Below are 13862 nucleotides of genomic sequence, written 5' to 3'. Positions count from 1 at the left end.
ATATACTAATAATATAAAAGTAGGAGGAGGTTATTTATGAAAATACTTAAAGTAATATTAACAATTATCATAATCTCTTCCAGCAGTCTATTCGCCGATGATTGGATAGTCTCTCCAGACAATTTACCTGAAAGAGCTAAACAATTTATAGCGCAAATATTTCCTGATGCACAAATATGGTATGTTGAAATGGATGATGGTAAATATGAGGTAGAACTTTCCAACGGCATAAAAATAGACTTCTTAGGAAATGGCGATTGGAAGGAAATAGATGCAGAGTATATTGGAATACCATATAACGCCTTTCCTGCCAATGTTGCAAACACTATAAGAAACACATATCCGCAAACCGTTATAATAAGTGCTGAAAAGAAATGGGGTACTTATGAAATAAAGCTTAATAATATGATGGAGCTTTATATATCTTCTGACGGTCAGCTGATAGGACAAAAATTTGACGATTGATTTACTTTCCATCCCATATACAATGCAGGGTATTAGATTTCTAATGCCCTGTAATTTTTTAACAATCAAAATTCAAAATAAATTAAAATGAATATCTATAAAGTTATAAGGTATTATATCATCAATCCTTATAATACTTACTGTAATATTCATAGCTTTTTATAACTCTCTCTACATAATATTCGGTTTCTTCAATATCAATGAATCTTCCTGTACGATACATATTATTAGTGCCATACTCTTTTTTCCATCTTCTTCCGCGACCTGAACCTGCATTATAACTTGCCGCTACTAATATATAATTACTTGCCTTTTGACTGCTGAATAACCAACCTAAATGAGAAACTCCTAAATTAATATTCTGCTTGGGATCTGTTAAATCTAAAGGATTGTATCTATATCTAGCCTTTTTATTTTCAGCTGCTGCTGTTGTAGGCATTAACTGCATAAGCCCCATAGCCCCAACCCAAGACTGAGCTTTAGGATCAAATAGGCTTTCTTCACGCATTATAGCATATACAAAGGCAGGTTCTATCTTATAATATTTAGCTTCAGGTACAACATACTCATCAAAATATCTAGGATACACTCTCTTTCTAAACTCATCGGGAAGCAAATCAACATTATCATTATAAGGATATCCGAAATATTTACCTATATTTGCTGATACTTGTATAAGTCTTTTTGTATTTCCTGAATCTTTAAATATTTTTTCAGCAAAATAAAATAAAGGATATGTTACCTGTGTTTTTTTAAATATTTTATCAAACTCTGTATATGCATTATCATAATCGCCGTAATAGTATAATATTATTGCTTTATTAACTTCCCTTCTAGTCTGAAGTGATAATTCATTAAATAAATCATTCTCGCTTCTATTGGCATATGAATCTTTTACAAATTTATTTCTCATAAGAATATTTTTAGCTAATGCCCTAGCCTCTCTTGTGATATTATCTTCTTTTCCTGTAGCAATATAATTTAAAAATTGTATTTTATTAAGCATTTGCATAGATTTAGTAAAATTAGAATCTGCATAATATCTTTTAGCTTCATTCAAATAATAAGTATTACTAAGCTGAACATTAGCTATCATTTCATTATTGGCAAGACTCAAAGCACCTTTTACAAAATAATGGCTTTTACTTGTAAGAAGTGTTTTCATTAAATATTCATCTCTTTTTTCAATATCTCCAAACTCTTCAGCAGTCCACATATTCCAAGATAATGCAAAATCATGTCTGAAACTAGGATATCTTGCCTCTAAAGCCTTAGTAGCAAAATAAGTTTCTGTTTTATTATTTAATTTAAATGCCTTTCTTAAATATGATTTTAAAGCAAGTTCTGTCTGCCAGCTTTTAGGAAATCTTTTCATTACATTTGTAAGATAAGTCTTTGCCTGAACTAAATTATTTCTATTCAAACTCAAAGTAACAAAACTATTATATATTCTAGGAACATAATCATCTCTAGGATATTCTTTCAAAAAAGTATTATAAAGCTCTGCTGCCTTATTATAATTTTTTAATTTAGTATAATTATCTGCTGAATAGTAAAGCCCTAATCTTCTATGTGATTTATTATTGGCATTTGATAAATATTCATCGAATAAAGCTGCAGCATCTTTTCTATCCCCAGACTTCTGCTTAATTCTAGCCATATAATATGTAGAACTTGCCTTATGTGAATTATTATCATATAAATCCTCAAAATGCTTCAAAGATGCCTTTCTATATCCTGCTTCATAAAGTATAGCTGCTGTTTTAAATTTTAAATTATTTGGAAAAGATGAAATATCTTCAGAAAAATTATTATTATAATATATAGCAGCTTCACTTAATCCGAATCTATTTAGAAGTTCATAAGCTATCATTTTAGCTTTATTAGTATCATCAGTATTTCTTAAGGCTCTTATTCCTACGAACTCTTTGATCCATTTTTGAGTCTTTCCATTAAAAAAATTGCTTATAGGATAATCATCTCTGTAAAACTCTGCTAATGCTTTATACTGCTCTGCATAAGGGTACAATGATGAACGAGGATATTCTTTCATTAGTAAAGCATATAAATCTATTGCCTCATTGTACATATTTGTAAGCAAAGCACTTTTAGCACCATAATATATAATATAATCTCTTATAATCATATCATCTTTTGTATTCATGATATTTGTAAATTGATTATAAGCCTCTAAATATTTTTCTCTATTATGAAGTTCTAATGCTGTACCATAATTGATTTTATTCTTTGATATAATATTCTTTTGTAATGATATATCTTGAGCACCTAATATAGATGTCATTACAATAACAATGATTTCAAAACAAAATGTAAAAAGTAAAACTCTTTTATTAAAAATTTTTAAGATAGTATTTTTCATTTAATATAAGCCTGAAATAGTTTTTATATAGCAACTATTATTGTATTACTTTTTTGATTTTTTGCAAATAAATTTTACATTTCGATTATATACTGAAAATTTTTAAGTTTGTCAAACGATTAACTTTATATATAATTATCAACTTTTTTGCCGCACACGCTCTGCGGGCTTCGCCAAAGTTGCTGCCACAGGCACGCTTCGCAAAACGCAATTGATATAACTTTATATAAAAAAATACTTATTAAATATAGGATATAACCTAAATTTAAAGTAAAAATGCAGTCTTTCGCGAAGCGTATCCGAGCCTGTCGAGGATATAGGTTCTTTTGGCCATAAAAAGAACTGGGGTGCTGCGTAAGCACGCAGAGCGGTGGGCAAAGCCCTGAAAATATTTTAAATTAAAAAAAATTATTTTACAAAATATAATTGTTTAGTATATACTAATCTTGATAATATTTACTGTAATGTTCATAACTATTAATAACTTTCTCTACATAATATTCAGTTTCTTCAATATCTATGAATCTTCCTGTACGATACATATTATTAGTACCATACTCTTTTTTCCATCTTGCTCCGCGTCCTGAACCTGCATTATAACTTGCAGCCACTATTATATAGTTACTTGCATTTTCATTTTTAAATAACCAGCTTAAATGTCCGATACCTATATTAATGTTTTGTTTAGGATCGGTTAAATCTAAAGGATCGTATCTGTATCTAGGATTTCTATTTTGCTCTGCTGCTGTTGCAGGCATTAACTGCATAAGTCCCATAGCTCCAACCCAAGATTTAGCCTTCGGATCAAATGTACTTTCCTCACGCATTATAGCATATACAAATAATGGATCTATTTTATAATGTTTAGCCTCTGGAAGAACATACTCATCAAAATATCTAGGATAAACCATTTTTCTAAACTCATCCGGAAGCAAATCTGTATTATAAGTATAAGGATAATCAAAGTACTTTCCTATATTCACAGATATCTGCATAAGCCTTTTAGTATTTCCTGAATCTTTAAAAATCTTTTCAGCAAAATAAAATAATGGATAATTTACTTTTTCAGCTTTCTTAAATATTTTATCATATTCTGTGTATGCATTATCATAATCACCATAACAATATAACAATATTGATCTATCAACTTCATTAGTAGTTTGTAATGATAATTCATTAAATAAAGTATAATCAGTTTTATTTGAATATAGTTCTTTTACAAAATCATTTTGCATAAGAATATTTTTAGCCATATCTCTGGCTGATTTCATCAAATCATCTTCTTTTCCGGTAGCAATATAATTTAAGAACTGAATCTTATCAAGCATTTCCATAGATTTAGTATAGTTTGAATCAGTGTAATATTTTTTAGCTTCATCAAAATAATAAGTATTGCTGATTTCAACGTTTTTAATCATATCATCATTAGCTAAAGTCAAAGCACCTTTTACAAAATAATGATTTTTACTTGTAAGAAGCGTTTTCATTAAATATTCATCTCTTTTTTCAGTATCTCCAAATTCTTCTGCACTCCACATGCTCCAAGACAATGGAAAATCATGTCTGAATTTAGTATATCTTTTCTCTAATGCGGAAGTTGCAAAATAAGTTTCAGTTTTATTTTTTAATTTAAACGCCTTTCTTAAATATGATTTTAATGCCAATTCAGTTTGCCAGCTATTTGGAAATTTATTCATAACATTAGTTAAATAAACTTTCGCCTGAACTAAATTATTTTTATTCAAACTAGTATTAACAAAATTATTATATATTCTAGGAACATAATCATCTCTTGGGTACTCTCTCAAAAATGTATTATATAATTCCATTGATTTAGCATTATTTGTCAATTTAGAATAATTACCTGCAGAATAGTAAAGACCCATTTTTCTATATGTTTTATTATTGGCATTAGATAAATATTCATCATACAATTTAGCTGCTTCTGTCCTATTTCCTTCTGCTTCATTTATTCTAGCCATATAATAAGTTGAATTTCCCTTATTATAATTATTAGAGTATAAATATTCAAAATGTTTTAATGCAGATTTCCTAAATCCGGCATCATAAAGTACAGAAGCTGCTTTATATTTTAATTCATTATCAAATAAAGATATTTCATCTTCATAATTATCATTATAATAAATAATAGCTTCACTATTTGATAATTTAGTTATAAGTTCATAAGCTATCATCTTAGCTTTATTAGTATCATCAGTATTTCTTAAAGCTCTTATACCTACAAATTCTTTAATCCATTTTTGTTTCCTGCTATTAAAAAAGTTGCTTACAGGATAATCATCTTTATAGAACTCTGCTAATGCTTTATACTGTTCAGCATAAGGATATAATGGAGAGTTTGTATATTCTTTCATTAATAATGAATATAAATCTATAGCTTCATCATACATATTAGTACTTAAAGCACTTTTAGCTCCATAATATATAATATAATCTTTTATAATTGCATCTTCATCTCTATTCATTATATTAGTAAATTGATTATATGCTTCTAAATATTTTTCTCTATTATATAATTCTAATGCAGTACCATAATTGATTTTATTCTTTGAAGTGATTTTTTTCTTTAGAGAAATATCCTGTGCAGTAAGCATAGATGCAATTACAGCAATAATAATAGCAAAACAAATAATAAATAATATGAATCTTTTAAAAGCTTTATTTTTCATTTACACAAAACCCAAATATAATTTTTTATATATAAATTTTTATTTTATTATTTTTACAATTTTTTGCAAATCAATTTAATATTTTAATCATAAAAAATAATAGGAATTTATCAATATTTTTGTATATTAACTATAAACAAATTATGGAGAAATATATAAAATGGATTTAATAGAATTAAGAGATAAGCAGAAAAAATTCTTTCAAACATCAAAAACTTTATCATATAATTTCAGAATAGAGCAATTAAAAAAATTAAAATCAATGTTAATAAAATATGAAAAAGATTTTATAGATGCTTTATACAAAGATATGCAGAAATGTGAGTTTGAGTCTATAGCTTCAGAATTTTATATGGTTATAGAAGAAATTAATCTATTCATAAAAAATTTAAAGAGATGGATGCATCATAAAAAAGTTAAAAAGAACATGATAACAATGGATGCTAAGACAATGGTTATAAATAAGCCATTTGGGGTATCATTGATAATATCGCCTTGGAATTATCCTGTTCAATTAACTTTTCTTCCGCTTGTAGGAGCAATAGGTGCAGGAAATACCGCTATAATAGCACCTTCTCAATTAACTCCTTGCGTTTATGATGTAATTTACGATTCAATAAAAAATACATTTGATGAAGAGTATATTGCAGTTATAGATAAAACTGTGCCTCCAGAAAGTACAACAAAAATAGAATATGATAAAATTTTCTTCACAGGTTCTCCAAGAGTTGGCAAAATCATTATGTCAAATGCCTCAGACTTTCTTACTTCTGTAACTTTAGAGCTTGGAGGAAAATCACCTGTAATAATAGATGATATAAAAGGAAATAATTTTAATAAAGCTGTAAAAAGAATAATATGGGGTAAATTTTTAAACTCCGGTCAAACTTGTATATCTCCGGATTATATATTATTAAGAGAAGATTTAAAAGAAAAATTTCTAGCTGCATTCAGTAAAGAAATAGAATTATTCAATAAAGAAAGAAAACTGCATAGAATAATAAATGAAAATCATTATAAAAGAATAAAATCATATTTAAATGACGGAAAAATAATTTACGGCGGTGAATATGATGATAATAATTTATCCATTTCCATTACAATAGTAGAACCTAAAGATTTAGAAACTAATATAATTAAAGATGAAATATTCGGAAGCATATTCCCAATACTCTATTACAAAACAAAAGAAGAAGCAAGAGAAATAATAAATAAAGTTTGTTCAAGGCCTTTAGCTATGTATGTATTTTCAGAGGATATTGCTTTTAATTATTATTTTATAGAAAAAATGAGTTACGGATGCTGTGCGGTGAATGATACTATAAGTCAAATACTTAATCCTCATGCACCTTTCGGAGGAATTGGAAACAGCGGTATAGGACAGTATCATGGTTACGATAGCTTTAAATGCTTTTCAAAAGAAACAACTATTTTAAATAAAGGTTATGGTTTTGAAATTGATACCAGATATCCTCCTTATGAAAAAAATATAAAATCATTAAAATTTTTATACAATCTTACAAAGAAATAAATATTATTCTAATAATAAAAAAAGGCCTATATTGAATATCAATATAAGCCTTTTATTTTTAACTTAATTATTTATTAATCAGTTTCCCCAAACATCAGGTTCAAACTCTTTATTAACTCTATTATAATCTACAATATCAACTCCGTTATAATAGAATTTTAATATCTCTTTATAATCTTTTCTAACTTGTGCCATACCATAAGCACCCCACTGACACATACCTACACCATGTCCGCTTCCTTTTCCAGTAATTATGATACCATTATCAACTTTTTTAATAGTAAAATTAAGAGATGGAACTACTTTAGGAGAAAGTGTTGTTCTGAAATCTCTAGAACTAATATCACTTTCATCTATTTTTATATTTGTAGCTTTACCTGATTTAGGGTCAGTACTTATACCTATAGATGATTTTTCACTAGCATGTACAGAATAATTAGCTAAATCATTATTTAATTCATTATAAGTTAAAGTATTTGTCCAAGGCTTAATCTGAGCATTGCAATAAGGGCAAGAAACGCCTTCCAAATAAGGAACAGCAACACCGAATACATTTTCTGCACTGTCAGTATGTCCGCCGCATAAAGCACTGAAATATGTAGCTATAACTTTTCCTTTATAAACAGCAATTTCATATCTAGTTCTGTCAACTGCCTGCTCAACAGACCAATTCATTTTTTCTTTGCCGTTATAAACTTGATATTTTGTAGTATTATCAACATCAAAAGGAAGTTTATTAGCATTTTTTAGTATATGATACATAGCATAAGTTCTAGCTGCTACAGCCTGAGCTTTTAAAGCTTCCATGGGCCAATCAGGAGACATTTCATGAGGAAGTACTCCTTTAACATAATCTTCAATATTAAGTTCATTAACTACTATCATTGTGTTATTGTATGGAATGAACATTAAAGAACCATAATATTCAACACCATTTAAAGTAAATCCGTCCTGAGTTTCAAATACTATACCTTCTTTATAAACTCCAACATCATTAACTTTTAATCCCAATCTGTTTTCAACTACCATTACAGTTTCATTAGTAAGAGCAGATATAATTTCACTTTCATATTTATAATTGTATGCCTTATAAGGACCTTTAATATTAATAGTATATGGTGCTTTTACATCTGTTAATTGTACTCTTATGATATTTTGATTTGCAAATGCATATATACTATTCATAGCTAATAAAACTAGCAATAAAAAGAAATACTTTTTGACTCCCATAATTTTACGCCTCCTTGCGATATATAAATTTGTTCGTCAAAATTATCGGTTATTTCAGAACTTACTTTATTTATTTTAATTCTACTTCCTTTGATTCTTTAGTTTTCCAATCAATTTTAAATTTTTTCCAATTATTTATATCAAATATATTATTTTTGACATTATAATAATAATTAAAATGATATGAATTAGTTAATTGTCTATCAACCTGCCAAGAATCAAGACTTATTATATTAACTCCATTATTTTTATAATCATTTGTTATTATTTTATTATTAAATGGATTTATAGGATTATCAATATGTTTGGTTACTAAATAAGGCATGTCAGCTATAGTCATAAAATTAGTGTCAATTTTTATATTTCCTTTACTATTAAAATCTTTACACATAAGTAAAGCATTAAACAATGGCATAAATTCACAATTATCATTTGTGAATACTGTTGTATTAACTCCTCGTCCATGATCTGAAATAACTACTATTTTAGTATTATCATAAACATCATTATCTTTTAAATATTTTATAATTTTTATTAAAGAATTAATGGCAGCTACATTAACATAATAATGCCTTACACTAGATTCATCTTTATATATATCTAAATCTTTAACATCAATATCTTTTAGAGTAGTATGAGGTAAAAAATCTGAAGAAAAAGAATATGATTCATGTGTGACTAAATTATATATCATATTATAATAATTACCATTTTCATTAATATTCATAAAGTTAGTTGTAGAATCTAAAATAGAATAATACCTTACACTAGAATTAAATCTTAAAAAAGAAGAACTTGCTAAAAACCAACCAGAATTATTATAAAAATTATATCTTAAATTAATAGGCATCATTCTAAATAATGAGAACCTTAAAGATTTATTTTTTTGATCCATTTCTAAAGTCTTTTCAAAATTAAAGTTTGTACCACCCATATAAATATTCAAACTATAATTTAAAATAGAATCTGATGGATAAGCTGAAATATTAGTATAATCATCAAATATACTCAAATCTGAAGTATCTGAAAAATTAGCATAAGGGGGATCTAATAAAATAGAATTATAACCATAATTTCCTAACAATAACGGTATAGTTAATAGTGCTTCATTATGTTTATCTTTTAATACATAACTGCCATTTGTACTCAATTCAAAAGGTAAGTAATCATAACCTCCATATAAAGAAGCTGTTGTTACAGTTAAACCACTAAAAGAAACAGTATTTGGATATATTGTAAATCCATCTAATTTTTCCTTATATTCTGGAAATTCTTCAAAAGCATCAAGCCAATAAGAATTGATAGCTCTATCCAAGAATAAAACTATAACATTTTCACCTGTTTTAGATAAATTAAATATTTTAAAACCTGATAATTCATTTGATTGCTGTTTAATATCATTAAGTTTTACATGTGAGTTATATATCTTAGACATATCTAACAATGAAATAATTAATAAAACAGCTAATATAATACAATTTATATTAATAAAAAATATACTTTTATTAATCCTTAAAATAAAAATTAATATTAAACCAAATATAAAAGTCAATGATAAATTCAACAATAATTCTTTAAAAGAGAATTTTAATAAATCAGCATTATCAAATAAAAATTCATTATTTATATTAATATAATTACCTGTCATGACGAATGTATTTATTAATACAAATATAACAGAAAATAAAAAGAGTAAAGTTAAATAATTTTTAATTCTTTCTGAAAATAATGAATATATAAACATTGGATAGAATAAAAATAACCCTATACTCATAGATAAATCATTTATAATCAAATAAAAAGGAGATGAAAATTCTTGAGGAGAATTTGATATAAGAGAGGACAATATGAAAAGTCCAGATAATATACTAATTGTTAAACAAGAAGTGAGCATCAATTTGTATCTATTTTTTTCAAAAGATTCTATTAAAGAAGTTTTATTAAATATAAATTTATATATATTTGACATATTTAAAATAGCTGTTATAAACAACAAAAACAAATATATATTAATTGAATAACTTCTAGGGGAAAGTCTATAATATATAACAATATCATCTTTTATATTTTCAATTTTATCTTTTAGAGTCAAAGTAGATGTTATTGTGCTATCACCGACAAACTCTATACTAATTACATTATCATCTAATTTATCATTATTACCAACAAAAGAAAATATATCGCTAGTAATAAAAATCTTACTATAATATCTTACTCTAGCACTATAAAAATATCCGTCTCTATTATTTATAAATTCAAAATCAGACAAATATCCTTTTCTCTCTATATTAGCTAAAGAAATTAATAATATAAATACTGCAGTAATGATAATAAAAAATATGTTATATACTTTTAATAACTTATATTTATTTTTCAGAAATATTTCATATAATTTAAACTCTATTACAATATTCTTTATTAAAGAAAATAAACAATTAATAGTCCAATAAAATAAAAGTCCTGATGGTGAAGTATATAATAATACTAAAAAGATTAATGATACTATATATAATGGCAAACTCTCTTTGAACTTCAATTTCTTAGCATAAACAAATCCAGCAAATAAGCTAAATAAAGTCATTACAAATGGAAGTAAATTAATACTAATACTGCCAATATGTATTAAAGCATCTGGCTTAGATAAATCTTTTATAAATAAAAAACTCTGGCCATTTAATCCAGATATACTATGTACAAAATTATATGCCGCCATAAAAAATGGTATTTGTATTAAAAGTCCTAGAGTACCTCTAAAAGCATATATAGTTTTATATCCATTAATTCTTTGACAAGCTCTTATTAATAAATATCTTTGATCTCCTTTATATACAGCTTTAATATTATCGATCATTGGCTTCATCTTATCTTGAATTGCTCTTTCTTTAGCCTGCCAAGATTCCGCTATATTATATAAAGGAAGTGATAAAAAATTTATACATAAACTTAAAAAAAATAAACTTACTCCATATCCTGACTGAAATACTGTATTAAATAAGTAAAATAATATTTCTATAATAAATTCTATTGGATAAATAAAGATATTATAAAGTATATCAAAAAACATTATAATACTCCTTAGAAAGAAATTTCTTTGAGTTTATGATGTATTGACCATTAATCATATATTTTCCTCTTCTTATAAAATTGGATTAATTATATTATATTATATATAAAAATCAAATAAACTAATTAATATTTGAAAAGTATTGGAATACAGAAATAATACAACATTATAATATTTACATAATAAAGTAGTTTAAATATTACTAAAAAATTGAAAATTAATTAATAACATCTACTTTAATAAAAGTTTATTTCATATTTTTTATAATTGACAAAAATAAAATTAAATATATACTTTTCAAATTATCATTGTGTTAATTAATAAATAAAACATTATCTTTACATTTATAAAATATTTAATATAGAATTTTAATGGGTAGTTTAAATTGAATAAAATAAATACAAAAAAATGGATAACATTTTCTATATTGATATTAGGAGCAGGCACTTTTACTAAAGCTGCTTATTTAAAAGATGCTTTTTATATTCCAATGCAAGAATATATGAATGTTACTCATACACAGATTGGTTTAGCTATGTCTGTATATGGTTTAGTACAAGCATTTGGAGGCTCATTATCAATTTATATAGCAGATAGATTTTCAAAAAAAATTCTAATTCCATTTGGGCTTATAGGTGTTTCTATTACAGGATTATATTTAGCAACTTTCCCAAGTTATATTGGTATTTTAATATGCTGGGGACTATTTTCTTTATTTGCAGAAATTATATCATGGCCTGTAATATTAAAAGCCATTCGACTATTAGGAAGAGATAATGAACAAGGAAGATTATTTAGCTTTTTAGAACTTGGAAGAGGTATTGTAGATGTTTCTATTGCTTTTATTGGTCTTAGAATATTTATATTGCTAGGTTCAAATGCATTGGCACTAAGAAGTACTATAATATTCTTTTCAATAACTGTTATGATAGCTGGAATTTTATCATATTTCTTGCTTGAAAATGATACAATAAAATTAGAAGATAAAGATGGTAATAAGATATCTAAAAATAGAGCTGTATTAAATGGAATTATTACTGTACTCAAAAATAAAGAAATATGGCTTGTTTCTTTAACTATATTTTCTGTATATTCTGTGTACTGCGGCATAACATATTTCATACCATTTTTAAAAGATATTTATGGAGTACCATTAGAATTTTTAGGAACTTATGGAATTATAAATCAATACGGATTAAAAATAATAGGAAGCCCAACAGGAGGTATATGTTCCGACAAAATATTTAAATCCCCTACTAAATATCTTAGACTGGCATTTATATTGTCTGCAATAACAATTATAGCATTTATACTATTACCTCATGAACATATGAATAAATATTTTTATGTTGGAATGATATTAACATTAAGCTATGGAGTCATTGTATTTTCAATGAGAGCCATATATTTTGCTCCTATAAACGAAATAAAAGTTCCTAAAGAAATAACGGGTACTGCTATGTCAGTTGCTTGTATGATAGGATATTTTCCTAGAAGTTTTATATATACTTTATACGGATATATATTAGATCATAATAATGGTATAAAAGGATATAATATCATATTTTTTATAATGGCAGGATTTTCTATATTAGGAATACTAATATCAAGCATTTTATTAAAAAATATAAAAAATAAGATAAATTAATCATATCAATTATACATAATTATTTTATAAAATGAAAACTATAATAAAAAACAAAGTTTTATAATCATTACAAACTATAACATAGCATATTTTTTATTATACAAAAATACTAATAATTTAATACTTCATCTAATTTCTTTAATAAATCATCATCGTTATTACAGGCATTAATTACATCTTCCTTAGTCATTAATCCTTCCAATATAGCATCTCTTGCTGAATCTATTTCAACTATTAAATTTGGTATTTTTGTTAAATATAAAGGATAATCATCTATTAAATTATAAACTATATCCTCCCAAAATTCTTCATCTTTAGCAAAAGGAAGTTTCTCCGACACAGCTTTAGCCATATCTCCTACTAAATACATCATTCCTGTATCACCATATCCAGATGTTGATTTTTTAACTATCTTTATAACTCTATCATCTGAATCTCTTGATATATAGCCATCTTCCTCACCTTTTACTATCTTTTTAGAAATTATTTGAGATACATTAGGTTTAATATATGGAAATACATTTTCCTTAATATAAATATCTCCATTAATAATTAATGAATCATCAAGAATATCTCTTACCAAATTAAGAGAACTGCTACTATTTTTTTTATCATATACATCAGATACTATCTTTTTCAAATTATATTTTTCTACATATCTATCAAATGCTTCATTCATATAACCTGTAACTATGGTAATATCATTTATATTATTAGAACGTAAAAAATCGATATTTCTTTCCAAAAGAGTTTTACCATTAACTTTAAATAAAGGCTTAGGTTCTTTTAAAGTGAATGGATATAATCTAGTTCCCTTTCCTGCTGCCAGTATTATTCCTCTCATAAAAATCCTT

At 25.7% G+C, this 13862-nt stretch carries 8 protein-coding genes; 3 read left to right on the top strand and 5 right to left on the bottom strand.

What is annotated here, in order from left to right; translation table 11 throughout:
- Positions 1-36 precede the first annotated feature (36 nt).
- Complete coding sequence (locus tag BINT_RS06200) at positions 37-465, top strand: PepSY-like domain-containing protein (protein WP_014487698.1); 429 nt, start codon at positions 37-39, stop codon at positions 463-465.
- A 121-nt stretch (positions 466-586) separates the two neighbouring features.
- On the opposite strand, the gene BINT_RS06195 is transcribed toward BINT_RS06200, so the two are convergent.
- Positions 587-2845 (bottom strand): lytic transglycosylase domain-containing protein, encoded by a 2259-nt coding sequence (locus tag BINT_RS06195; protein WP_041177302.1) that lies wholly within the window; start codon positions 2843-2845, stop codon positions 587-589.
- A gap of 440 nt (positions 2846-3285) precedes the next feature.
- Positions 3286-5535 carry a lytic transglycosylase domain-containing protein gene (locus tag BINT_RS06190; RefSeq protein ID WP_014487696.1) on the bottom strand — a complete coding sequence of 750 codons (2250 nt, stop codon included), beginning with the start codon at positions 5533-5535 and terminating at the stop codon, positions 3286-3288.
- Between the two features lie 160 nt (positions 5536-5695).
- Here BINT_RS06190 and BINT_RS06185 point away from each other — a divergent pair, with 160 nt between their 5' ends.
- Positions 5696-7066, top strand: a complete 1371-nt coding sequence (locus BINT_RS06185; RefSeq protein ID WP_014487695.1) for an aldehyde dehydrogenase family protein — start codon at positions 5696-5698, stop codon at positions 7064-7066.
- A gap of 78 nt (positions 7067-7144) precedes the next feature.
- Here the strand turns inward: BINT_RS06185 and BINT_RS06180 are convergent, their stop codons facing one another.
- Positions 7145-8251 (bottom strand): SpoIID/LytB domain-containing protein, encoded by a 1107-nt coding sequence (locus BINT_RS06180; protein ID WP_014487694.1) that lies wholly within the window; start codon positions 8249-8251, stop codon positions 7145-7147.
- 115 nt (positions 8252-8366) lie between these two features.
- Positions 8367-11360: a YidC/Oxa1 family membrane protein insertase gene (locus BINT_RS06175; protein WP_014487693.1), complete on the bottom strand. Its 2994-nt coding sequence runs from the start codon at positions 11358-11360 to the stop codon at positions 8367-8369.
- Positions 11361-11745: 385 nt separating this feature from the next.
- Here BINT_RS06175 and BINT_RS06170 point away from each other — a divergent pair, with 385 nt between their 5' ends.
- The gene (locus BINT_RS06170) at positions 11746-13008 is read left to right on the top strand and encodes an MFS transporter (RefSeq protein WP_014487692.1); all 1263 of its coding nucleotides are present in this window, start codon (positions 11746-11748) and stop codon (positions 13006-13008) included.
- A gap of 109 nt (positions 13009-13117) precedes the next feature.
- Here BINT_RS06170 and BINT_RS06165 read toward each other — a convergent pair whose 3' ends face one another.
- Positions 13118-13852 (bottom strand): sugar phosphate nucleotidyltransferase, encoded by a 735-nt coding sequence (locus BINT_RS06165; protein ID WP_014487691.1) that lies wholly within the window; start codon positions 13850-13852, stop codon positions 13118-13120.
- Positions 13853-13862 lie beyond the last annotated feature (10 nt).

Source organism: Brachyspira intermedia PWS/A (genome assembly GCF_000223215.1).
Taxonomy (GTDB): domain Bacteria; phylum Spirochaetota; class Brachyspiria; order Brachyspirales; family Brachyspiraceae; genus Brachyspira; species Brachyspira intermedia.
Note: the sequence above shows the minus strand (reverse complement) of the source record. Positions and strands in the feature narration are given on the sequence as shown.

Excerpts from the sequence above, each read along its gene's own strand:
- BINT_RS06190 (WP_014487696.1), bottom strand. The coding sequence starts at position 5,535 with ATGAAAAATAAAGCTTTTAAAAGATTCATATTATTTATTATTTGTTTT.
- BINT_RS06180 (WP_014487694.1), bottom strand. The coding sequence starts at position 8,251 with ATGAATAGTATATATGCATTTGCAAATCAAAATATCATAAGAGTACAA.
- BINT_RS06175 (WP_014487693.1), bottom strand. The coding sequence starts at position 11,360 with ATGTTTTTTGATATACTTTATAATATCTTTATTTATCCAATAGAATTT.
- BINT_RS06200 (WP_014487698.1), top strand. The coding sequence starts at position 37 with ATGAAAATACTTAAAGTAATATTAACAATTATCATAATCTCTTCCAGC.
- BINT_RS06185 (WP_014487695.1), top strand. The coding sequence starts at position 5,696 with ATGGATTTAATAGAATTAAGAGATAAGCAGAAAAAATTCTTTCAAACA.
- BINT_RS06165 (WP_014487691.1), bottom strand. The coding sequence starts at position 13,852 with ATGAGAGGAATAATACTGGCAGCAGGAAAGGGAACTAGATTATATCCA.
- BINT_RS06195 (WP_041177302.1), bottom strand. The coding sequence starts at position 2,845 with ATGAAAAATACTATCTTAAAAATTTTTAATAAAAGAGTTTTACTTTTT.